Genomic DNA, 21,068 nt, shown 5'->3' with positions numbered 1-21,068 from the left:
CCGGTGCGGAACAGGGTGGCTTCGGCTTCGCTGACGAACAGGCTGGCGGAGACCCTCGCCGCGATCTCCCGCTCGAACGCGCCGAGCAGCCGTGCCTCGCGGCGCATCATCCAGCGCATCGGGCCGCGGGAGTCGTCCGCGAAGCCTGCGAACTTGGCGGAGTCCATGTCGACGAAGTCCATGACCACGGGTGGCCCGTCATCGGGGAGGTACTGCGCCATCTGACCCGAGAAACAGTAGATGCCCTCGACGCGTGGCAGGATGCGGTCGACGGCGGCCTGCATGGCGGGAGAGGCGAACGCCGTCAGCGAGACGGGCTTGCCGGTGGCCAGCGCCTCGAGTCCGGCGCGCGCCTGCGACTTGCCGCGTGGCAGGATCGTGCAGCTCGCCAGCATGTCTGTGAAGGCCGCAGGCGGATCGAGGTCCGCCGCGTCGTCGGCAAACGCGACGAGATGGACGCGCATGCGTGCGCTGAGATAGCGGAGCACATGAAAGCTGCGGATCTTGTCGCCGCGATCGGGCGGAAACGGCACCCGGTGCGCGAGGAACAGCAGGTCGCTCACCCCAGACCCCGGGAGATCCACGGTCCGGCGAGATTGGCCGCCCAGAGCGGCATCTTCTTCCAGCTGCGCACCATCAGCGCATATCTGGGGTTGAGCGGATTGACCTCGCGCGCGGGCCCGTCGCTGCGCTTGGCATAAAGCCGCGGCACGGGCGTAAACCCCCAGTTCTTCTTGAACGCGGCCGCGCCGGTGCCGGTCTTGGACCGTCCGAAGTCGAACCGCGTGCAGCCGCGCGCGCGGGCATGAGCCATCAGCGCGAAATACATCCGGTCGTTCGCACGCAGGCCGCGCGCCGCCTCGGTCCCGCCGCCCCAATAGGGATAGACCGTCCCGCGGTGATAGAGGCTGAGCACGCTCGCGACCGCGCGGCCGCGGTGGCGGACGGTCAGTACGTCGGCGTCCATCGTCTCGACGACCGAGCGGAAGAGCCGCGCGGGAAAGACCGGCGTCCCCAGATTGCGCACCGATTCGGCATAGACGCGGTAATGCTCGGCGAGCATTGCGCGGTCGCGGCCGGTCGCGATGTCGAGGTCGAAGCCGAGCGCGCGCCGCACCTCGGCGCGCTGCTTGCGCGGGATGGCGAGCAGTTCGGCATCGTCATCCGCCGCCAGATCGCGTGCGAACCCCAGATAGCTGTCCGCGTCGCTGTCCCAACCCGCGGGCACCGCGCCACCGCGAAGCTCGACCGACGGGCAACCGCGCCGCTGCGCCAGATCCCAGGCCGCCGCGGCGAGCGGCTCGACCGCGGCGTCGCCGAGCACGCCGCCATCGACCGCGAACCCCGCCGAGACGAGCGCACGCCCGAACAGCGGCGATCGCATCTCGGTCAGCGGCAGCACGCCGGTGATCGTCCCGCCCCGCTCCGCGACCAGATAGCGTGCGCGCTGGCCGCAACCGCGCGCGACCGCGATGCTCCACGCGGGCAGATGGAACGGCGTCGCCGCCGCCGTCGCATCGACGAACGTCGCGATCCGCGCGCGCTCGTCCGCGTCGGCGAGATCCGCCTCGCGCACGGTGGCCGTCGTCACCGCAGCCGACCCGCCTCGACCGCGACCGCGGCATCGACGCGACCCCAGTCATGCCGGCCGAGCAGTCCGCGCAGCTTGCCCGCCATCGCGCCAAGCCGCGAATAATGCCGGATCTTCGAGCGCAAGGGTGCCGCCGCGACACGCGGCTGGGCGGGGTCGATCTCCCAGGGGTGGAAATAGAACATCGCCGGGTGGTCGGCGGCGTTCACCTGGCGGACCGCGAAATCCATCAGCGCGGCGGGCAGCAGCCGGAAGAACCCGCCCCCCGTGGCGACGCGGCGCGTGCCGAACTGCGCGACGGTGACGGGCACTTCGAGCAATGCGCTGTCGGCCAGCGGGCGGAAGGCGAAGCGCGGTGCGTCGCGCCAGCCATAATGATCGTGGGCGAGCGGTGCGACGCTCGACGAATAGGCATAGCCCGCTTCCGCCAGCACGGCGTGTGCCCAGGGCGTGCGCTGGTCGATCGAGAAGCTCGGCGCGCGGTAGCCCGTGACACGCTGTCCCGCCGCATCCTCGATCGCCGCGCGCGCGCGCGCGAGGTCGGCGCGGAACAGGCCTGCATCCATGGTGAAGACGCGCTGGTGATCCCAGCCATGGCTCGCGATCTCGTGCCCCGCATCGACGATCCGGCGGATCAGTGCGGGATAGCGGTGCGCGACCCAGCCGAGCGTGAAGAAGGTCGCGTGCACGCCGCTTTCGGCAAACAGCGCGAGCACCGCATCGGTGTTCGCCTCGACCCGCGGCTGGAGGCCGTCCCAATCCGCCTTGTCGATCACCGTCTCGAACGCGCCGACCTGGAACCAATCCTCGACATCGACCGACATGCCGTTGCGGATCGGGCCGGCCGTTACCGCCGTCGTCACCGGATCACGCCGCGTCGTGCCAGTGCGACGCGCCGCGGATCGGCTTGTAATCGGGCCTGGGCTCGTCGCCCTCGACCCACTCGACGAGCAAGGTCAGGACGCGGCGCAGCGCCTGGTCCTGCTGCTCGACGCGCGCCTCGAGCATTGCGAGCCGGTCGAGGACCGCGGGGTCGGTGGCGGGGTCGGACGTGCCGCGGGGCTGTGCCTTGGGTTCGGCGGCGGGTTCGGCGGCAGGCTCGGGCGTGGGCGTCGTCGCGAGTGTCGGCAGGTCCGCGGTCAGGTCGCTCTGCACGGCGCGGACGACGGCGCCGTCGATGACGCGCAGATCCTCGATCGCGGCATAGAGCATGACGCGGCCCGCCAGCATGTTGAGGCGGCGGGGGATACCGTCCGACCCGTCGAACAGCGCGGCGACCGCGTCGTCGGTGAACGCCGGATTGCCCTCCCACCCGACCACCGACAGGCGGTGCGCGATATAATCGGCGACCTCGTGTGGCTCCATCGGATCGAGATGGTGGATCGCGATCACCCGCTGGCGGAGCTGTTCGAGCCCGTCGGAGCCGTGGAGCCGGTCGCGGAATTCGGGCTGGCCGAGCAGCAGGATCTGCAGCAGCGCATGGCCGGCGGTCTGGAAATTGGACAGCATCCGCAGTTCCTCGAGCGCGGACACGGGCAGCGCCTGCGCCTCGTCGACGATCAGCAGCGTGCGCTTGCCGGTCCGTGCGACGGCGTGCAGCCCGCGTTCGATCGCGGTCAGCAACTGCGCCTTTTCGAGCCCCGCCGGGTCGACACCGAGCGCGGTCGCGACGATCCGCAGCAGGTCGCTCGCCTCGATCGCGGTCGACACCAGCCGGATCGCGTTCAGGCTCTGATGGTCGATCGTGTCCATCAGATGCCCGACCAGCGTGGTCTTGCCCGCGCCGATATCGCCGGTCATGACGATGAAGCCCTCGCCCTGCGCCAGGCCATAGCCGAGATAGGCCATCGCCTTGCGATGCGTTCCCGATTCGAACCAGAATCGGGGGTCCGGGGTGAGCTGGAACGGGCGTCCCGTCAGTCCGTAATGTTCGTCGTACATCTGCCAAATATCCTAGAACTGATACCGTGCACCGAGCAACGCCTGTGCGGACCAGTCGCTGTCGAAGTCGCCGACCTTGAAGCTGTATAACCCGAGCGACGCGGTCGTGCCGAGCCGTCCGAAATTACGGTAATAGGTGCCGGTCGCGCCATAGGACCAGACCCCGCCATCGCCCGCGGTAACGAAACCGCCGCCGAGCTGGCTGTCGAAATAGTTCACGAACGCGGTCGCACTGATCCCCGATACCGAAGACAGCGACCGCGCGAAATAGAGCTGGCCGTAATAGCTCTCGTCCTCGAGGCCCGTGACGACGAGGCCGGGCGCGCCGCGCGGTGCGAAGAGCCGGCGATTGGCATAGCCGATCCCGCCGCCAAAGGTCGTCCGCCCGCGCGTCGCGACGAGCACCGCGTCGATCCCGCGCGCACGGTAGCTCGAGGTCGAGATCGACTGGAACACGTCGTCGAGGCAGCCGCCCGGCGCTGCGCCGGTCGCACCGAACACGCAGCCGTTGAACTGCTGCGCAAAGCCTTGGTTGGGCGCGAGGAAGCTGGTCGGCAGGTTGGCGAGGCCGGTGCGCAGCTGGCGGCCGAAGGTCTGCACGCCGTCATAGACGTTGACCGCGACGCCGACGTCCTTCGACGCCTGGTAGGTCGCGGTGCCGGTAAAGCTGAGCGAGCCATAGCGTTCGCCGATCCGCGCCTCGACCGAGGTCCGCCGGTTCGGTCGCCAGATCACGCCCGCGTCGTAATAGAGCCCGTCGGTGCGATAGGCGATGCGACGCGGCGATCCCGGCGCGGTCCGGAACCGGCCGTCGCGGTCGAGCACGGGGACGCCCGCGGCATCGACCAGCGCATCCTTCTGGCTCGTCTCGATCCGTTCATAGCCGAGGCCCGCGGTCAGCGCGACATAGGGCGACACCGGCAGCACCGCGTCGCCGCGGCCGAAATAGCCCTGGTAGCGCTGGCTGAGCTGGCCGGCGGTCTCGCGGTCGAACCCCGCGCTTGCGGTCAGCCCGACCGGCAGCAGCGTGCCCGGCCGGAAGCCCGCGCTGGCCGTCGCGGTGTGGCCGATCGAATCGTCGTAATAATCGAGCCGCTGCCCGCCGGTCGCGGCGGTGCCGAAGGTCGGGGTCTCGACCTTGGTATAGCCCAGCCGGTAGTTCGCGTTGACCGCGACGTCGCCCGCCTGCGCGGCGAAATTCGGCCCGCCATAGACGGCATAGACCTGCGCGATGTTCGACACGTTGCCGACCAGCACGCCGGGCGCGGCGCCGCGGATGTCCGAGCGCGAGCGCGTGGCGATCCCGCCCGCTTCCAGCGAGAGGTTGCGCGTCAGTTGCGCCTCGACCCGCGCGAGACCCGAATGGATGTCGGTGTCGCCGATATCGTCGTCATAGGCGAAGCGGCGTTCGTAGCGATAGCTGACCTGCCCGTTGATCCGCGCGGTCGACACCGCCGCATCGACGCCCGCGGCGAGCGAGGTGTAGGTGAGCACGTCGCCGCCGCTGAGATCCGCATCGAGGATCTGCGTCGCCTCGATATAAGGCCGGACCACGACGCGTCGCGTGCCCTGCCCGCTACCGGACGCGGAGTCGGACTGGGCGAGCGCGGGCCCTGCGACGAACAGCGCGGCCGCGCCGCCGAGGATCAGGCGGACGTCGTTCACCGCGCGCCGCCTTGCTCGTAATAGCTGCCGAACCGCGCGCCGCCGGGGACGAACGAGACCGCGTTGAGTACCAGCTGGATATGCTCGCAGCTGTCGAGCCGGTTGACCGCGGCGCGGACCTCGCTCTCGGGCGTATGGTCGGCGCGGACGACGAGCATGACCTGCCCGACCAGCATCGCGAGCACGCCCGCGGGGGACGCGGCGAGCGCGGGCGGCGAATCGAAGATCACGATGCGCCGCGGATCCGCCGCGAGTAGCCGCGCGAGCACCGCGCGGGTCCGCGCGCTGGCGAGCAGTTCGGTGTCCATCGTCGTCCGGTCGCCCGCGGGCAGGATCGAGAGATGCGGCACGTCGGTGCGGATCACCAGCGTCTCGACGTCGATGCTCGTATCGGCCAGAGCATCGAGCAGGCCGGGGCCATCGTCGAGCCCGAGCTGCCGCAGCACGTCGGGCTTGGCGACATCGGCATCGACCAGCAGCACCTCGGTATCGCGTTCCGCGGCGATCGAGAGTGCAAGGTTGATCGCGCAGAAGGTCTTGCCGTCGTTCGGCCGCGCCGAGCAGACGAGGATCGTGCGCGCCTTGTCGGGCATCGTGCTGGCCTCGATCTGCGCGCGCGTGATCAGCAGCTGCCGCTTGATGAGGCGGAACTCCTCCGCCAGCGGGCCGACCGGCGCACCGGGCACCATCATGCCGTTCGCCGCCAGCATCCCGCGATCGATCATCGCCGTGTCGCTGGCGACCAGCGGCAGGTGGAACTCGTCGGGCAATTCCTGCCCGATCGGCGCGCGAAGCTCGGGCGGGATCGCGAGGAAGGTCGCATCGTCGGAGTCCGGCGCGTCGGCCTCGAACGCCGCAACGGGCTCGGCGGCAGGCTCAGGTACGCGTGCCGGTTCGACCGGCGGCACCGGCGGCCGGGCCCGCACGTGCTGGTTGAAGTCATAGACCGTGGCGGCCCGTTCGAGCAGCGACGGCGCGCGTGGCGGCTCGCCGCTGGCTTCGTGCGATTCGGGGATCTTGCTACGCATGGTCACGTCCTCAGGCCGCCAGGCCACGCTGCAGGATCTCGACGCCCAGCAGCAGCACATAGGCGGCGCCGAGTGCTGCCGTGCCGCCGAGGAACATCCGGAACTGCTTGGCGCGCAGTTCGGACTGGGTGCGCGTCACGACTTCGCCGATCGACCCGATCACGGGGATGCCCGCGACGCGTTCGAGCCGGGCGCTGGTCGCGAACGTGCCGCGGAGCTGGCCGAGCAGGAACGCGCCGCCGATCCCGGCACCGAGCCCGGCGACCAGCACGCCGGTCAGCAGCAGCATCCGGTTCGGTGCGCTCGGCTTTTGCGGCGTGGTCGGCGGGTCGATCACGCTGAACTTGACGCGATCGGTCTGCGACTGCGCCTGGCCCCGCAATGCGATCTGCTCGCGCTGGGTCAGCAGCTGGTCATACTGGTCCTTCAGCACCTGATAATCGCGGTCGATCGCGCCCTGTTCGGCGGCGACGGTCGGATCCTCGGAGAGCTTGGCGTTGAGCTGGTCGAGATCGCCCTGCAGCTGCGCGCGACGGATCCTGAGCGACGCGACCGCCGCCTGCTTGTCCGCCATCATCGCCTGCAGCGAGACATAGAGCGGATTGGGCGACGAGCCCGCGCCGCTGCCGCCCGACAATGGTTCGCCGCGCGCCGCCGCGGTCGCCTGGGCGAGCTGCGCGCGCAGTGCGACGACGTCGGGATGGCTTTCGGTATAGCCGCGCGCACGGGCATCAGCGAGCTGTCCCTGAATCGCTGCAAGCCGGGCGCGTGCGGGTCCGGCCGCACCGGCGACGCCGCCGCTGCCCGCGACGGTCCGCGCGACGCCGGCCATCTGTCCCTGCACCGCGGCGAGCCCCGATTGTGCCGCGGCGAGATCGCCGTCGACCTGCGCCATCTGCGACCGCGCAGCGCCGATCCGGTCGGCGACCGACCCGGTGCCGGGCAGCGCGCCGAGATAGCGGTTCTGGAAGTCGGCGCGCTTGGCTTCCGCGTCCTGCAGCTGCTTCTGCCGCTGTGCCAGCTGCTTGTCGAGAAAGCTGAGGCTCTGGCTGGTGCTCGTCCGGTCGCCCGCCAGATTGCCCTCGACGAAGATGTCGATCAGCTTCTGCGTGATCGTCCGCGCCAGCTTCGGACTCGCCGCGGTCGTCGCGATCTCGAACAGATTGTCCTGCGCCGACGTGACCTTGATCGACTGGGCGAGGCTGGCGACGCGGTCGGCGACGTCGCGGTCGCTGGCCACCGTGTTGGCAAGGTCAGTGCCGCGCACGACCTTCTCCAGATTGACCGCGGAGGTCAGCGTCTGGCGGATCGTGTCGATGTCGGTGCGGCTCGAGGCCGACGGCTGGTCCATGCTCGCGGGCAGCAGGTTCTGCATCTGGACGAAGACGCGCGCGCGCGATTCATAGCGGCTCGGGATCTGCGATACGAACAGCCAGCCGAGGACGCACACGCCCCACGCGATCGCGAGCGCAAGCCACCGCCGCGTCCAGATCGCGTGCAGCGCGACCCGCGCCTCGTCATAGATGCCGTTCATACCGCCACGCCTCAGAACATCGATTCGGGGATGATGATGACGTCACCGGGCTCAAGCCTGACATTGGCGGACGAATCGCCCTTTTTCAACAGGTTCGAGATCTGCAGCGAGAACTCGCTCTGCTTGCCGCTTGCCCGGTCGTAGCGCACCAGCCGCGCCTTGTTGCCCGCCGCATACTGGCTGAGCCCGCCGACCGCGATCATCGCGTCGAGCAGCGTCATATTGGCACGATAGGGGATCGAGGCGGGCTTTTCGGTCGCGCCGACGATGCGGACCTGCTGGCTGTAGGTACCGCTGAAATTCTCGACGATGACCGAGACGATCGGGTTTTTGACATATTCGCCGAGCGCCTTCTTCATGTCGTCGGCGAGCTGGGCGGGCGTCTTGCCGACCGCGGGCATGTCGTTGACCAAGGGCGTCGTGATCCGGCCGTCGGGGCGGACCTGGACCTTCGACGACAGTTCGGGATTGCGCCAGACGAAGATGTTGAGCTGATCGAGCGGGCCGATCACATATTCCTCGCCCGGCAGTTCCTTGTTCGCGACATAGGCCGCGGGCGGCAGTTCGGGCGGACCGCCGGTGCTGCTGCAGGCGGCCAGCGACGACGCGGCGAGCCCCAGCGTGAACAGGGAACGGGAAACGGGTCCGGAACGCATGGGCACTGATCTCCTGGCGCCATCCCGGCAACGGGTGTCCGATGGCCGGTTAAACTCGCACGGGCTATGCAGGGAAACAGGTGAAGATAGCGTTTAGGAGCGCCCCGCAACCCCGCCCGCCGCCACGCTCATGGCTGGGGTTGGATTGAAGTAACGATCTCGAGCGCGGGTGGATGCCCGAGAAACGCCGCCGGGCTCGCGCTGGCGCCGTATGCCCCCGCCATGAAGATCGCGATCAGGTCGCCGATAGCTACCGGCGGCAGCGCGACGCGGTCGCCGAGCCGGTCGAGCGGGGTGCACAGCGGTCCCACGACAGACACCGCGTCCGCCCCCGCCTCCCCCATCCGCGCGGCGACCGCGATCGGATAGTTGCGCCGGACCACGGTGCCGAAATTGCCGCTCGCCGCGAGCTGATGATTGAGCCCGCCATCGACCACGACGAAGGTCTCGCCCTGGCTGTGCTTCACGTCGATGACGCGGGTCAGGTACACGCCGGCCTCGGCGACCAGCCACCGCCCCAGCTCGATCGCGAACCGGGTGTCGCGCAGCACGGCCGCGCGGGTCTCCAGCGCCGCGTGCAGCGCCGCGCCGACCCGCTCGACGTCGAGCGCGATGTCGTTGGCGAAATAGGGCACGCCGAACCCGCCGCCCAGATTGACCAGCGGCGGCGCGACGCCCGCCGCGTCGGCGAGCCGCGCGGCGAGGTCGAGCGTGGCCGCCTGCGTCTCGATGATCGCGCCCGCGTCGAGCGCCTGGCTGCCTGCATAGATGTGGAACCCGCGCCAGTCCGCGCCTGCCGCGACGATCTCGCGCACCAGCGCCGCCGCACGCTCCGCATCGACCCCGAAGGGCGAGGCGCGGCCGCCCATCCGCATCCCCGATCCGCGCAGTTCGATATCGGGGTTCACGCGCACCGCCATCCGCGGCGCGATCCCAAGCCGCGCGCCGATCGCGAAGCCGCGGGTGGCCTCGCCCTCCGATTCGACGTTCAAGGTCGCACCCGCGCGGATCGCCGCGGCGAGTTCGTCGTCGCGCTTGCCGGGTCCGGCAAAGCTGATCGCATGCGCCGGCTTGACCGCCAGCGCCATGCCGAGCTCGCCCGCCGACGCGACGTCGAGCCCGTCGACCAGCGGTGCGACCGCCGCGAGCAGCGCCGAATGCGGGTTCGCCTTGATCGCGTAATGCAGGTCGATCGCGGGCATCGCCGCGCGGAACCGCGCGATCCGCGCCGCGACGATGGCGCTGTCATAGACGAACAGCGGCGTGTCGCCGGCCTGTGCGACCCAGGCCGCCCCGGACTGCCCGCCGATCGTCAGCGCGCCCGACTGGTGCGCAAATTCGGGCGGCAACGCCCCCATCGGCTTCATCATGCCCGTCCCTGTTCGTTGGCGGTCGACCATGCCCGGACCTCGGCCGCGATCGCGGACCGGTCGAGCTTGGCGTTGGCGTTGCGCGGCAGCGCGTCGCGCCACAGATAGCCCGCGGGCTGCATGAAGCTCGGCAGCGCGGTGCGCAACCGGGTCCTGAGCGCGGGCTCATCCGCCGCGTCGCCCGCGAGCATCACGACGATCGCCTGCCCCAGCCGCGGATCGGCCACGCCGACCGCGACCGCTTCGCGGGCTTCGTTGCCGGCGAGCACCGCCTCCTCGACCTCGAGCGGGCTGATCCGGTTGCCCGCGCTCTTGATCATCTCGTCGTCGCGGCCGACGAAGCGGAGCAGCCCGTCCGCGCCCTCGACCACGGTATCGCCCGACCAGACCGCCATGCCGTTGCCGTCGGGCGCCGGGCGGAAGCGCTGCGCGGTCCGCTCGGCATCGCGCCAATAACCCTGCGCGACCAGCGGGCCCGCATGCACCAGCTCGCCCGGCTCGCCCGGCGCGGCGCGGGTGCCGTCGGGCCGGATCACCGACACCTGCGCGAACGGGATCGCGCGGCCCATCGCATCGGGATGCGCGTCGATCAGCCCCGGGTCGAGATAGGTCGAGCGGAACGCCTCGGTCAGCCCGTACATCGCGTAGATGTCCGCGCCGGCGAACCGCGCGCGCAACCCTGCGACGAGCCGCGGGGTCAGCGCGCCGCCCGAATTGGTCAGCCGCCGCAGCCGCGCCGCGGTCTCCGCCGGCCAGTCCGCCTCGAGCAGCTGCACCCAGAGCGGCGGCACGCCGGCGAGCGTCGTCGCGCCGACCCGCTCGACCGCCTTCACGACGTCGCGCGCGACCATATAGTCGATCGGCGCGACCGCCGCGCCCGCCGCCCAGGTCGAGAAGAACTGGTTCTGGCCGTAATCGAACGACAGCGGCAGCACGCCCAGCACCCGGTCGTCGCGCGTGAGCTTCAGATAATGCGCGACCGACACCGCGCCGAGCGACAGATTGGCATGGCTCAGCATCACCCCCTTGGGCCGCCCGGTCGATCCCGAGGTGTAAAGGATCGCGGCGAGCCTATCCGGATCGGCATCGGACGGTCCCGGGCCGCCCTCGCCTTGCAGATCGAGCGTGGCCTCGTCGACGATCGCGCAGTCCGCGGGCACGTCGCCCGGCTCGAGCGTCGCCGCGCGCGCGCCCTGCGTCACGAGCAGCGCAGCACCGCTGTCGGCGAGGATATGCGCGACCTGCGCGCGCCGCAGCAGCGGGTTGACCGGGACATGGACCAGCCCCGCGCGCGCCGCCGCGAGCGGCATTACGCAGGCGACCCGCGTCTTGGGCAGCCAGGTCGCGACGCGCGCACCCTTCGCCAGCCCCTGCCCCGCCAGCCAGCCCGCGAGCGTGGCGACCGCGGTTTCGAGGTCGCGGAACGTCATCGTCCCCGCGCGGTCGATCAGCGCAACGTCGTCGACTGCGCCGCGCGAGGTCAGGTGATCGATCGGAAACGGGACGGGGTCGGGCGGGGTCATGGGTCCTCCATAGCGCCAAGCCGTTGCCGAATTCACCCCTACAGGCTAGCGGGGCCCGGTTCGCAACGGTTCAGGCGATGCTCGTGATCTTCGAAGGTACTTCCCAGGTTGAAACGACGGTCCGCGCCGTCCTTGCCGACATCCTTGGCCTCAGCGCCGAGCGAGTCGCGGCATTCACCGACGATACGCCGCTGTTCGGCGCGCTCCCCGAACTCGATTCGATGGCGGTGGCGAGCGTGCTGACCGAGCTCGAGGACCGGCTCGGCATCCTGATCGAGGATGACGAGATCGACGGCGAGATGCTCGAGACGTTCGGCGCGCTCGTCCAGTTTGCGGCGCGCAAGGCGCTGGTCTAGCCTCGGCCGGGATGACCGGCCCCCGCTTCGATCACTATGACTGGGCCGGCGGGCGCGAGGCGATGCTGCGCTTCGGCCCCGATGCCGGACCGCTGGTCGTCGCGGTGCTGCCGCTGTTCGAGGAGGCGAACCGCACGCGTGCGTTCCTCGTCGCGATGCTGCGCGCGCTGGCCGGGCGCGGGATCGGCAGCATCCTGCCTGATCTGCCTGGTACCGGCGAGAGTGTGGTCGAGACGCGCGACCTGCGGTTGCCCGACCTGCGCCAGGCCTTTGCTGCGCTTGTCGGGACGCTTGACGTGCCGGCTTACGCGCTGACGATCCGCAGCGGTGCGCTCGTCGATTGCGACGCCAGTCTTGCCGGGCGGTGGCGGCTCGCACCGCAGGCGGGTGATGACCTGCTGCGCGACCTGAACCGGATCCGCGCCGCGTCGACGATGCCCGATGCGGATGGGTATGCGGGCAACAGCCTGTCCGCCGCGCTGCTCGCCGATCTGCGCGATGCCGTACCTTACGCCGCGTCGCGAACGGTTCGACTCGAGAGCGATCCGCGTCCGGCGGATGCGCGCTATGCCGGGGCGCCGCTGTGGCGGCGGTCGGAGCCGGGCAGCGATGCAACGCTCTCCGACACGCTGGCCGCGGACATCGCCGGGTGGATCGCCACATGCGGCGGCTGATCGCGGTCCCCTGCGAGGGCGAGACGCTGGTCGCGACGCTTGACGAGGCGGCGGGCGCGACCGGGGTGCTGATCGTGTCGGGCGGCAACGAGGTCCGCAGCGGCGCGCACCGCGGCATGGCGATGCTCGCGCGGCGGCTGGCGGCGGGGGGCACGCCGGTGTTCCGCTATGACCGCCGCGGCATCGGCGATTCGAGCGGCGAGAATGGCGGCTTTCTGTCGGGGCAGGCCGATCTGGTCGCCGCCGCCGCCGCGTTTCGCGCGGCTGTGCCGCACGTGACGCGGCTGGTCGGGTTCGGCAATTGCGACGCCGCGAGCGCGCTTGCGCTGTTCGGGGCGGCGGCGGGGATCGACCGGCTGCTCCTCGCCAACCCCTGGGTGATCGCGCCGACCGACGACCTGCCCCCCGCCGCTGCGATCCGCGCGCGCTATGCCGCACGGCTGCGTGATCCGGCCGCGTGGCTCAGCCTGATCCGCGGCGGGATCGATCTGCGCAAGCTGGTCCGGGGTGTGGTGAGGCTGTCGCGAGCGTCGGGGGAGGTCGAGGGCGATCTCGCGAGCCGGGTCTGCGGCGCGATCGACGGCTGGGCGGATCGCGTCGTCATTCTGCTCGCGACCGGTGACGTGACGGCGCAGGTGTTTGCGGCGCGTTACCGCGGCGCGGCGCGGATCGTGCGGCTGGCTACCGGTTCGCACAGCTTTGCTGGTTCCGCCAATGCCGCCGCGCTGGAGGCGGCGCTCAGGGCCGTGATCGACCGCACGCACGACGCAGGCGCCACCGCCTCCCCCCACTCGTCATCCTGACGAAAGTCAGGACCCAGGGTTACGGGCGATGCCGTTCCTGGCTCTGGATCCTGACTTTCGTCAGGATGACGGAGGGTGTGGGGGGACGCTGGCACTCCCCCGTCCGTCATAATGGCGAAAGGTGTGGGGGGAACACCGGCACCTCTACTCTCGTCATCCTGACGAAAGTCAGGACCCAGGGTTACGGGCGCCGCCGTCTTTGGCTCTGGGTCCTGACTTTCGTCAGGATGACGGAGGGTGTGAGGGGGCGAAAGCGCGCCCCCCCCCATCATGCGAACGAGGGGGCGTGAATCGGACGCACGCCCCTCGCCGTTACTCCGCGGCTTCGGCCAGTTCCGCGAATTCCGCCGCCGCCAGGAACCGCTCCGCGTCGAGCGCGGCCATGCAGCCCGTGCCTGCCGCGGTCACCGCCTGGCGGTAGACCTTGTCCGCGACGTCGCCGCACGCGAACACGCCCTCGACGCTGGTACGCGTCGAGCCAGTCTCGACCGAGATATAGCCGTCCGAATCGAGATCGATATGCCCGCGGAACAGCTCGGTCGCGGGGTGGTGGCCGATCGCGACGAAGCCGCCATCGACCGCGAGACGCGAGCGCTCGCCCGTGACGGTGTCCTCGAGTTCGAGCGCGACGAGCCCGGCATTGCCGCCGCCGTCGACGAATTCGCGGACTTCCTTGTTCCACAGCACGGTCACGCCCTTGTGCGCGAACAGCCGCTCCTGGAGGATCTTCTCCGAACGCAGCGAATCGCGGCGATGGATCAGCGTCACGTCGGGCGAATGGTTGGTGAGGTACAGCGCCTCCTCGACCGCGGTGTTGCCGCCGCCGATCACCGCGACCTTCTTGCCGCGGTAGAAGAAGCCGTCGCAGGTCGCACAGGCGCTGACGCCCTTGCCCTTCATCGGCTCCTCGCTGTCGATGCCGAGCCACTTGGCCTGCGCGCCGGTCGCGATGACCAAAGTCTCGCCCTCGTAGACGTCGCCGCTGTCGCCGGTCAGGCGGAACGGGCGGCTGCTGACGTCGACCTTGACGATCGTGTCCCACATCATCCGCGTGCCGACATGTTCGGCCTGCGCCTGCATCTGCTCCATCAGCCACGGGCCCTGGATGACGTCCTTGAAGCCGGGATAGTTCTCGACATCGGTGGTGGTGGTCAGCTGGCCGCCGGGCTGGATCCCCTGGACGACGATCGGCGCCATCCCGGCGCGCGCGCCATAGATCGCGGCCGACAGCCCGGCAGGCCCGGAACCGAGAATGAGCATGCGGGTCGTGTGCGTCGTCATCGTGATATCCTTGGAGTTTCGGATCCCATCTAGGCGATGGAGCATGCGATTTGAACCATCGCCACCGCAATCGGCGTGCATCGTTTGCCGCCCCGCTTCGTTGGAAGGCAAAAGCGGAGAGACGTATGAGCGACGACCGGACCATCGAGATCGAAGACTATACCGCACCCGCCGGCGGCTGGGGGTCGATGAAATCGCTTGTGGAGATATCCGCGCGCGAGAAGATCGGCCCTGAGGCGCTGCGCGAACTCACACGGCAGAACAAGCCCGAGGGCTTTGCGTGCGTCAGCTGCGCCTGGGGCAAGCCTGCGCACCCGCATGCCGCCGAATTCTGCGAGAATGGCGCCAAGGCGACCGCGTGGGAGCTGACATCCTACCGCGTGACGCCGGCGTTCTTCCAGGAGCATACGGTCACCGAGCTGCTCGGCTGGAAGGATTTCGATCTCGAACAGGCCGGCCGCCTGACGCATCCGCTGAAATATGACGCCGCGACGGACAAATATGCCGCGTGCAGCTGGGACGAGGCGTTCGCCGGGATTGGTGCGAAGCTCAAGACCTATGACCCAACCAAGGTCATCTTCTACGCCTCGGGTCGCGCGAGCCTCGAGACCTCGTACATGTACAGCCTGATGGCGCGGATGTACGGCAGCCAGAACCTGCCCGACAGTTCGAACATGTGCCACGAAACGACCTCGGTCGGGCTGAAATCAGCGATCGGCTCGGCGGTCGGGACGATCCACCTCTCGGACTACGAGAAGTGCGACGCGATCTTCTATTTCGGGCAGAATCCGGGCGTGAACAGCCCGCGCTTCCTCCACCCGCTGCGCGACTGCGCCAAGCGGGGAGTCGAGATCGTCGTGTTCAATCCGCTGAAGGAGCGCGGTCTGGAGAAATTCCAGGATCCGCAGAATCCGCTGGAGATGGTGACCGGCAAGTCGACGCCGATCGCCTCGCAATATCACCAGGTGAAGACCGGCGGCGACGTCGGCGCGCTGATGGGGATGTGCAAATATCTGATCGAGGCGGATGATCGCGCGCGCGAACTCAATACGCTGCGCATCCTCGACCACGCCTTCCTCGCCGAGCACACCACCGGGTTCGAGGCGTTCGCGGATGTCGCGCGCGGCACCGACTGGGCGACGATCGAGCATGAGAGCGGGCTGTCGCGCGTCGAGATCGAATCGGCCGCCAAGGTCTATGCGAAGTCGAAGGCGGTGATCGCGGTCTACGGCATGGGGCTGACCCAGCATGTCGGCGGGATCGACAACGTCCACATGCTCGTCAACCTGATGCTGCTGCGCGGCAATATCGGCAAGCCGGGCGCGGGCATGGGCCCCGTCCGCGGGCATTCGAACGTCCAGGGGCAGCGTACCGTCGGGATCACCGAAAAGCCCGAGCTCGCCCCGCTCGACAAGCTCGCCGAGCAATATGGCTTCGAGCCGCCGCGCGAGCTCGGCTGGGACACGGTCGCGTCGTGCGAGGCGGTGCTCGAGGGCGAGGCGCAGGCGTTCATCGGCCTAGGCGGTAATTTCGTCCGCGCGATCCCCGACCATGCGCGGATGGAGCCGGCGTGGCGCGGGATCGACTTGACGGTGCACATCGCCACCAAGCTCAACCGTTCGCACCTGCTGCCCGGCAAGACCTGCTATCTGCTCCCCTGCCTCGGCCGGATCGAGACCGACATGCAGGGTACCGGGCCGCAGAGCGTTTCGGTCGAGGATTCGTTCAGCCAGATCTATGGCTCGAAGGGCAAGGCGACGCCCGCCGCGGAGACGTTGCTGTCCGAGCCTGCGATCCTCGCGGGTATCGCCAAGGCGACGCTGGCGCCCAATCCGAAGCTCGACTGGGATGCGTGGGTGCGCGACTATGCGCGGATCCGCGATGCGATCGCCGAGACCTATCCGGACATGTTCTCCGACTTCAACGCCAAGATGTTCACGCCCGGCGGCTTCTGGAAAGGCGTGCCGGCGGCGCACCGCGAATGGCTGACCGAGAGCGGCAAGGCGGAGATCAACGTCCCCCACTCGCTCAACGTCACCGGGTTCGAGGAGAGCGAGGGGCGGTTCCGGCTGATGACGCTGCGGTCGAACGATCAGTTCAACACCACCGTCTATGGCTATCACGACCGGTTCCGCGGCGTGAAGGGCACGCGCGACATCGTCTTCATGAACCGCAGCGACATGCTGCGCATGGGGCTGACCGATGGTGACGACGTCGATCTGGTCGGCGATGCGGGCGACAATGGCGACCGCCGCTTCAACAAGCTGCGCGTCGTCGAATATTCGATTCCGGAAGGGTGCGTCGGGGCCTATTACCCCGAGTGCAACCTGCTGATGCCGGTCGCGCACCATGCGCGCGAAAGCCATGTGCCTGCCGCCAAGTCGGTGCCGGTGCGGATCGAGAAGACACGCTGAGCACGCCCAGGATCCTCGGCGTCGTCCTGGCGGGCGGGCGATCGTCGCGGTTCGGGTCGGACAAGGCGCAGGCGCTGCTCGCCGGGCGCCGCTTGGCCGACCACGCCTGTGCGCTGCTCGGGCCGCATGTCGATGACGCGGTGGTCGCGGGGCGGGATGGCCTGATCCGCGACCTGCCGGGGCCCGATCTGGGGCCGCTGGGGGGCATAGCGGGGGCGCTGCACCATGCGGCGGGTCTGGGCTACACCTCCGTCCTCACGATCGCCTGCGACGTGCCCGTGCTGCCTGACGGGCTGCTGGCAGCGCTGGCCCGCCGCGCGCCCGCCTTTTGCCCCGACGCGCCCGTGCTGGGGCATTGGGAGACCGCGTCCGCTGCCGCGCTGATCGCGCATATCGAATCGTCGCCGCGCCGGTCGGTGCGCGGCTGGGCGGAGGCGATCGGCGCCTTGCCGATCCCCGCGCATGGGGTCATCCCGAACATCAACACCCCCGAGGACATGGCCGCGCTGTGACGACTGCCCGTACCGAAGCGATCACCATCCTGCGCCCCGACGCCGTCGCGGCGGGCACGCGCGCGATCGCAATCGAGGTGCCCGTCGCGATCGAGGTCGACGGGCTTGGCTATGCGGTGATGATGATGACGCCCGCCGACCTGCCCGCCTTCACCACCGGGTTCCTGCTGACCGAGCGGCTCGCCGACAGCGCCGACGACGTCCGCGACATCGACGTGTTCGAGGCGGAGGCGGGCTGGATCGTCCGGGTCGGCCTGTCGGAGCGGTGCAGGGGGCGGATCCACGACCGCGTCCGCCACCGGACCAGCGACACCAGCTGCGGGCTGTGCGGGATCTCCGGGCTCGAACAGTTGCGCAAGCCGGTGGCGGGCACCCCGCCCCGCCCCGACGTGCCCGTCACCGCGATCTTCGCCGCGCTGGCGGGGCTGCGTGCGCACCAGCCGCTCAACGCCGCGACGGGGGCGATCCATGCCGCCGCCGCCTGCGACCGGTCGGGAGCCGTGCTGGCCGCCTATGAGGATGTCGGACGCCACAATGCGCTCGACAAGCTCGTCGGTGGGCTGGCGATCCGGTCGAGCGAGCCCCCCGCCTTCATCCTCGTCACGTCGCGGATCAGCTTCGAGATGGTCGACAAGGCGCTGGTCGCGGGCGTGGCGATGCTGGTGGGAATCTCCGCGCCGACCAGTCTCGCGATCGATCACGCGCGGGCGCACGGCCTGACGCTGCTCGCGCTCGCCCGGAGCGACGCGATCCTGGTCGTCAACGACCCGTTCGGTGTGTTTGAAAATGGTAGCGAAGGAGGGACTTGAACCCCCGACCCCAGGATTATGATTCCCGTGCTCTAACCAACTGAGCTACTTCGCCGTACCGTCTGCGGGGAAGCATTCTTCCCTGCGAGGCGCGGCCTATAGGAAGCGGATTCGAGGCGGTCAAGCAAACATGTGACGCGAAATCGCTTCCCAGGGTCCGCCGCGATACCACCAGGCGCCGAGCCCGGCGATTTCGACGTCCCGTGCTGCGAAGTCGCGCTGCAGATTGCCGAGCAGCAGCCTGGCGACCGACGGGTTGACCTTGTTCTGGATCGTGACGTGCGGACGCCAGCCGCCCGCGTCCTGCGGCGTCAGCATCCCCGTGAACGCATCCGCCAGCCGCGCGCGGATCCCGACCAGTTCAGGCGATTCGATCCGGTAGGCGACCCCGCGCCCCAGCGACATCAGCCCGCCGATCCGCGCCCGCGGCGCCGGCAATCCGCGCGTCTCCTGGTTGAGCCGGTGCTTGAGCTCGTCGAGGCCCGAGGGCGGCAAATGGTGGAACAGCGTCAGGTGTGAATCGAGCTGGTTGCGCTCGGGCGGGAAATGCTCGCGCCGCATCGCGTCGAAGAACGCGGTGTCCTGGCGGCCGAACAGCGCGGTGACGATGATCGGGGCGACTTCGGTCGTGCTTGCCATCATGCAGATACCTCCCCGGCGCAGGCCGGGGTCCAGTTGGAAAGGTTGATGTAACTTCGTGTGACGTCCGCCATCGACGTCTCCCAACTGGGCCCCGGCCTCCGCCGGGGAGGTGCGGGGTGCCGACCGGCAATCAGATCAAATCTCGATCTGGCTGCCGAGCTCGACGACGCGGTTGGTCGGCAGGCGGAAGAATTCCATCGCGCTTTCGGCGTTGCGCAGCATCCATGCGAACAGCTTTTCGCGCCAGAGCATCATCCCAGGCTTGTCCGAGGCGAGCAGCGTCTGGCGCGAGAGGAAGAAGCTGGTGTCCATCATCTTGAAGTCTGCGCCGCAGCTGTGCACCTGGCGCAGCGCGGCGGGGACATCGGCATCCTCCATGAAACCGTAGCGCAGGATCAGACGGTGGAAGCCGTCGCCCAGCTCGTCGCGCACCGCACGGTCGTGCGCCGGCCAATAGGGCTGGCCGACGATCTTGACGGTCAGCAGGATCACGCGCTCGTGCAGCACCTTGTTGTGCTTGAGGTTGTGGAGCAGCGCATGCGGCACGCCGTCGGAGGTCGAGGTCATGAACACCGCGGTCCCCGGCACGCGCGACGCGGAGTTCGCCGCCGAGCCGATGAACACCTTGATCGGCATCGCCGCCTCGCGCATCCGGTCGATCATCAGCTGCCGCCCCTTCGACCAGGTCGTCAGGAAGGTGAAGATGATGAGGCCGATCAGCAGCGGGAACCAGCCGCCATCGGGCACCTTGGTCAGGTTCGCGGCCAGATAGGCGCCGTCGACCAGGAAGAAGATCGCGAGCAGTGGGACCGCCGCGATCTTCGGCCAGTTCCACAGCCGGAACAGCACGACGCCGAGCAGGCAGGTGTCGATCAGCATCGCTCCCGTCACCGCGATGCCGTAAGCGCTGGTCAGGTTCGACGAGGTGCGGAAGAACAGCACCAGCAGGATCACCATCACCATCAGCGCGCCGTTGACCAGCGGGATGTAGATCTGGCCCGCGGTCGCGGCACTGGTATGCTCGATCCGCAGGCGCGGGATGAAGCCGAGCTGGATCGCCTGCTGCGTGACCGAGAACGCGCCCGAGATCACCGCCTGCGACGCGATCACTGCGGCCATCGTCGCGAGGAGGACGAGCGGCAGCTGGAGGCTTTCGGGGGCGAGATTGTAGAACGGGCTGACGAGCGCCGCCTGCCCGTCGCGGAACAGCAGCGCGCCCTGCCCCATGTAATTGAGGATCAGCGCGGGCAGGACGAAGAACAGCCAGGAGATGCCGATCGGCCGGCGGCCGAAATGCCCCATATCCGCATAGAGCGCCTCCGCGCCGGTGACCGCGAGCACGACCGAGCCGAGCGCGAGGAAGGCGCGGGTCGGGTCGATCAGGAAGAACTCGACCGCGTAATGCGGGGAAAAGGCCCAGAGCACGCCCGGCGTCTGGATGATGCTGAGGATGCCGAGCACCGCGATGACGCTGAAATACACCAGCATGATCGGCCCGAACACCATGCCGATTCGCGCGGTGCCGCTCTTCTGGACCCAGAACAGCGCGATCAGAATCGCGATCACGATCGGCAGGACGAGCCCGGCGAAGCTCGGCGCGGCGACCGCGAGCCCCTCGACCGCGGACAGCACCGAGACCGCGGGGGTGATCATGCTGTCGCCGTAGAACAGCGCGGTCGCGAAGACGCCGAGCAGGATGATCCCCTTGCTCCAGCGCCGCGTCTTAGTCTTGCCCGAGACGAGCGCGAGCAGCGCGAGACTGCCGCCCTCGCCCTTGTTGTCCGCGCGCATGATGATGATGACGTATTTCACCGTCACGACGATCATCATCGACCAGAACATCAGGCTGATGACGCCCATGATGTGCGCCGAATCGAGCGCGAGCTTGTGGTGCCCGGCGAACGTCTCGCGGAATGCGTATAGCGGGCTCGTGCCGATATCGCCGAAGACGATGCCGATCGCGCCAAAGGCGAGTTTCAGCATGCCGTCCGCATGATGGTGGCCGGTATCCGGATCGAGACCGGCGGGGGGCACGGTCGAGGCCGCGGCTGTGGGATCGACGCTCACTGGACGGTGAATCGACCCGGAAGTGCAGCAATCATCATCGAAATTCCGATTTCACCCTGTGCCCCAAGCTGGCGCATTTAGCATGGGGGTTGGAGAGCGGCAACGGGACCGCCGGCAACGTGGATTAACCGGCGCTGATCACGCAACTTCGCCTGTTTGAGGTATGACGCTATTGGTAACGGGCATTGCCGTGCTTGGCCCT

The 21,068-nt window shown here is 69.1% G+C and carries 18 protein-coding genes and 1 tRNA gene; 6 read left to right on the top strand and 13 right to left on the bottom strand.

Features of this window, described 5'->3' with window-relative positions; translation table 11 throughout:
- Nucleotides 1–559: 559 nt before the first annotated feature.
- The 9 genes from IFT71_RS07295 to IFT71_RS07255 form a co-directional block, all read right to left on the bottom strand.
- Nucleotides 560–1,591, bottom strand: a complete 1,032-nt coding sequence (locus IFT71_RS07295; protein WP_192139925.1) for a FemAB family XrtA/PEP-CTERM system-associated protein — start codon at nucleotides 1,589–1,591, stop codon at nucleotides 560–562.
- A complete protein-coding gene (locus tag IFT71_RS07290; protein WP_192140253.1) occupies nucleotides 1,588–2,415 on the bottom strand; it encodes an XrtA system polysaccharide deacetylase in 828 nt (275 codons plus the stop codon). Before IFT71_RS07290 ends, IFT71_RS07295 begins: the two co-directional genes overlap by 4 nt.
- Before the next feature lie 43 nt (nucleotides 2,416–2,458).
- Nucleotides 2,459–3,532 (bottom strand): ExeA family protein, encoded by a 1,074-nt coding sequence (locus tag IFT71_RS07285; RefSeq protein ID WP_192139923.1) that lies wholly within the window; start codon nucleotides 3,530–3,532, stop codon nucleotides 2,459–2,461.
- Nucleotides 3,533–3,544: 12 nt separating this feature from the next.
- Complete coding sequence (locus IFT71_RS07280; RefSeq protein ID WP_192139921.1) at nucleotides 3,545–5,197, bottom strand: hypothetical protein; 1,653 nt, start codon at nucleotides 5,195–5,197, stop codon at nucleotides 3,545–3,547.
- On the bottom strand, nucleotides 5,194–6,225 hold the full coding sequence (locus tag IFT71_RS07275) for an AAA family ATPase (RefSeq protein ID WP_192139919.1): 1,032 nt from the start codon (nucleotides 6,223–6,225) through the stop codon (nucleotides 5,194–5,196). Before IFT71_RS07275 ends, IFT71_RS07280 begins: the two co-directional genes overlap by 4 nt.
- A gap of 10 nt (nucleotides 6,226–6,235) precedes the next feature.
- Nucleotides 6,236–7,759, bottom strand: coding sequence for an XrtA system polysaccharide chain length determinant (locus IFT71_RS07270; protein WP_192139918.1), 1,524 nt, complete (start codon nucleotides 7,757–7,759; stop codon nucleotides 6,236–6,238).
- Nucleotides 7,760–7,770: 11 nt separating this feature from the next.
- Nucleotides 7,771–8,415 carry an XrtA/PEP-CTERM system exopolysaccharide export protein gene (locus IFT71_RS07265; RefSeq protein ID WP_192139916.1) on the bottom strand — a complete coding sequence of 215 codons (645 nt, stop codon included), beginning with the start codon at nucleotides 8,413–8,415 and terminating at the stop codon, nucleotides 7,771–7,773.
- A 128-nt stretch (nucleotides 8,416–8,543) separates the two neighbouring features.
- The gene (locus tag IFT71_RS07260) at nucleotides 8,544–9,782 is read right to left on the bottom strand and encodes a pyridoxal-dependent decarboxylase, exosortase A system-associated (protein ID WP_192140251.1); all 1,239 of its coding nucleotides are present in this window, start codon (nucleotides 9,780–9,782) and stop codon (nucleotides 8,544–8,546) included.
- Nucleotides 9,782–11,308: an acyl-CoA ligase (AMP-forming), exosortase A system-associated gene (locus tag IFT71_RS07255; protein WP_192139914.1), complete on the bottom strand. Its 1,527-nt coding sequence runs from the start codon at nucleotides 11,306–11,308 to the stop codon at nucleotides 9,782–9,784. Before IFT71_RS07255 ends, IFT71_RS07260 begins: the two co-directional genes overlap by 1 nt.
- A gap of 77 nt (nucleotides 11,309–11,385) precedes the next feature.
- Between IFT71_RS07255 and IFT71_RS07250 the strand changes: the two genes are divergently transcribed.
- Genes IFT71_RS07250 through IFT71_RS07240 form a run of 3 tightly spaced genes read left to right on the top strand, consistent with a single transcriptional unit; the run spans nucleotide 11,386 to nucleotide 13,141 of the window.
- Nucleotides 11,386–11,664, top strand: coding sequence for an acyl carrier protein (locus IFT71_RS07250; protein WP_031441379.1), 279 nt, complete (start codon nucleotides 11,386–11,388; stop codon nucleotides 11,662–11,664).
- An 11-nt stretch (nucleotides 11,665–11,675) separates the two neighbouring features.
- Nucleotides 11,676–12,338, top strand: coding sequence for a hypothetical protein (locus tag IFT71_RS07245; RefSeq protein ID WP_244654794.1), 663 nt, complete (start codon nucleotides 11,676–11,678; stop codon nucleotides 12,336–12,338).
- Nucleotides 12,326–13,141, top strand: coding sequence for a hydrolase 1, exosortase A system-associated (locus IFT71_RS07240; RefSeq protein ID WP_192139912.1), 816 nt, complete (start codon nucleotides 12,326–12,328; stop codon nucleotides 13,139–13,141). The genes IFT71_RS07245 and IFT71_RS07240 overlap by 13 nt, the downstream gene beginning before the upstream one ends.
- A 312-nt stretch (nucleotides 13,142–13,453) precedes the next feature.
- On the opposite strand, the gene trxB is transcribed toward IFT71_RS07240, so the two are convergent.
- Nucleotides 13,454–14,422: a thioredoxin-disulfide reductase gene (gene trxB / locus IFT71_RS07235; protein WP_031395129.1), complete on the bottom strand. Its 969-nt coding sequence runs from the start codon at nucleotides 14,420–14,422 to the stop codon at nucleotides 13,454–13,456.
- A gap of 125 nt (nucleotides 14,423–14,547) precedes the next feature.
- Between trxB and IFT71_RS07230 the strand changes: the two genes are divergently transcribed.
- Genes IFT71_RS07230 through fdhD form a run of 3 tightly spaced genes read left to right on the top strand, consistent with a single transcriptional unit; the run spans nucleotide 14,548 to nucleotide 18,157 of the window.
- The gene (locus IFT71_RS07230) at nucleotides 14,548–16,836 is read left to right on the top strand and encodes an FdhF/YdeP family oxidoreductase (protein ID WP_192139910.1); all 2,289 of its coding nucleotides are present in this window, start codon (nucleotides 14,548–14,550) and stop codon (nucleotides 16,834–16,836) included.
- Nucleotides 16,833–17,348 carry a molybdenum cofactor guanylyltransferase gene (mobA, locus tag IFT71_RS07225; RefSeq protein ID WP_192140247.1) on the top strand — a complete coding sequence of 172 codons (516 nt, stop codon included), beginning with the start codon at nucleotides 16,833–16,835 and terminating at the stop codon, nucleotides 17,346–17,348. Before IFT71_RS07230 ends, mobA begins: the two co-directional genes overlap by 4 nt.
- Nucleotides 17,345–18,157 (top strand): formate dehydrogenase accessory sulfurtransferase FdhD, encoded by an 813-nt coding sequence (fdhD, locus tag IFT71_RS07220; RefSeq protein WP_192139908.1) that lies wholly within the window; start codon nucleotides 17,345–17,347, stop codon nucleotides 18,155–18,157. The genes mobA and fdhD overlap by 4 nt, the downstream gene beginning before the upstream one ends.
- Here the strand turns inward: fdhD and IFT71_RS07215 are convergent.
- The 3 genes from IFT71_RS07215 to IFT71_RS07205 form a co-directional block, all read right to left on the bottom strand.
- Nucleotides 18,136–18,212 (bottom strand) — tRNA-Met (locus IFT71_RS07215). The two genes, fdhD and IFT71_RS07215, sit on opposite strands and share 22 nt — an antisense overlap.
- A gap of 65 nt (nucleotides 18,213–18,277) precedes the next feature.
- Nucleotides 18,278–18,796, bottom strand: coding sequence for a 2'-5' RNA ligase family protein (locus tag IFT71_RS07210; protein WP_192070151.1), 519 nt, complete (start codon nucleotides 18,794–18,796; stop codon nucleotides 18,278–18,280).
- A 138-nt stretch (nucleotides 18,797–18,934) separates the two neighbouring features.
- Nucleotides 18,935–20,782, bottom strand: coding sequence for a potassium transporter Kup (locus IFT71_RS07205; protein ID WP_192140245.1), 1,848 nt, complete (start codon nucleotides 20,780–20,782; stop codon nucleotides 18,935–18,937).
- Nucleotides 20,783–21,068 lie beyond the last annotated feature (286 nt).

The sequence above is a fragment of the Sphingomonas sp. CFBP 13733 genome (assembly GCF_014841795.1).
GTDB classification, from domain to species: domain Bacteria; phylum Pseudomonadota; class Alphaproteobacteria; order Sphingomonadales; family Sphingomonadaceae; genus Sphingomonas; species Sphingomonas aerolata.
Note: the sequence above shows the minus strand (reverse complement) of the source record. Positions and strands in the feature narration are given on the sequence as shown.

Bases quoted from the DNA above. Each gene is read 5' to 3' on its own strand.
- IFT71_RS07290 (WP_192140253.1), bottom strand. From the start codon at position 2,415: ATGTCGGTCGATGTCGAGGATTGGTTCCAGGTCGGCGCGTTCGAGACG.
- IFT71_RS07285 (WP_192139923.1), bottom strand. From the start codon at position 3,532: ATGTACGACGAACATTACGGACTGACGGGACGCCCGTTCCAGCTCACC.
- IFT71_RS07275 (WP_192139919.1), bottom strand. From the start codon at position 6,225: ATGCGTAGCAAGATCCCCGAATCGCACGAAGCCAGCGGCGAGCCGCCA.
- IFT71_RS07270 (WP_192139918.1), bottom strand. From the start codon at position 7,759: ATGAACGGCATCTATGACGAGGCGCGGGTCGCGCTGCACGCGATCTGG.
- IFT71_RS07265 (WP_192139916.1), bottom strand. From the start codon at position 8,415: ATGCGTTCCGGACCCGTTTCCCGTTCCCTGTTCACGCTGGGGCTCGCC.
- IFT71_RS07260 (WP_192140251.1), bottom strand. From the start codon at position 9,782: ATGAAGCCGATGGGGGCGTTGCCGCCCGAATTTGCGCACCAGTCGGGC.
- IFT71_RS07255 (WP_192139914.1), bottom strand. From the start codon at position 11,308: ATGACCCCGCCCGACCCCGTCCCGTTTCCGATCGATCACCTGACCTCG.
- IFT71_RS07250 (WP_031441379.1), top strand. From the start codon at position 11,386: ATGCTCGTGATCTTCGAAGGTACTTCCCAGGTTGAAACGACGGTCCGC.
- IFT71_RS07245 (WP_244654794.1), top strand. From the start codon at position 11,676: ATGACCGGCCCCCGCTTCGATCACTATGACTGGGCCGGCGGGCGCGAG.
- IFT71_RS07240 (WP_192139912.1), top strand. From the start codon at position 12,326: ATGCGGCGGCTGATCGCGGTCCCCTGCGAGGGCGAGACGCTGGTCGCG.
- trxB (WP_031395129.1), bottom strand. From the start codon at position 14,422: ATGACGACGCACACGACCCGCATGCTCATTCTCGGTTCCGGGCCTGCC.
- IFT71_RS07230 (WP_192139910.1), top strand. From the start codon at position 14,548: ATGAGCGACGACCGGACCATCGAGATCGAAGACTATACCGCACCCGCC.
- IFT71_RS07210 (WP_192070151.1), bottom strand. From the start codon at position 18,796: ATGGCAAGCACGACCGAAGTCGCCCCGATCATCGTCACCGCGCTGTTC.
- IFT71_RS07205 (WP_192140245.1), bottom strand. From the start codon at position 20,782: ATGCTGAAACTCGCCTTTGGCGCGATCGGCATCGTCTTCGGCGATATC.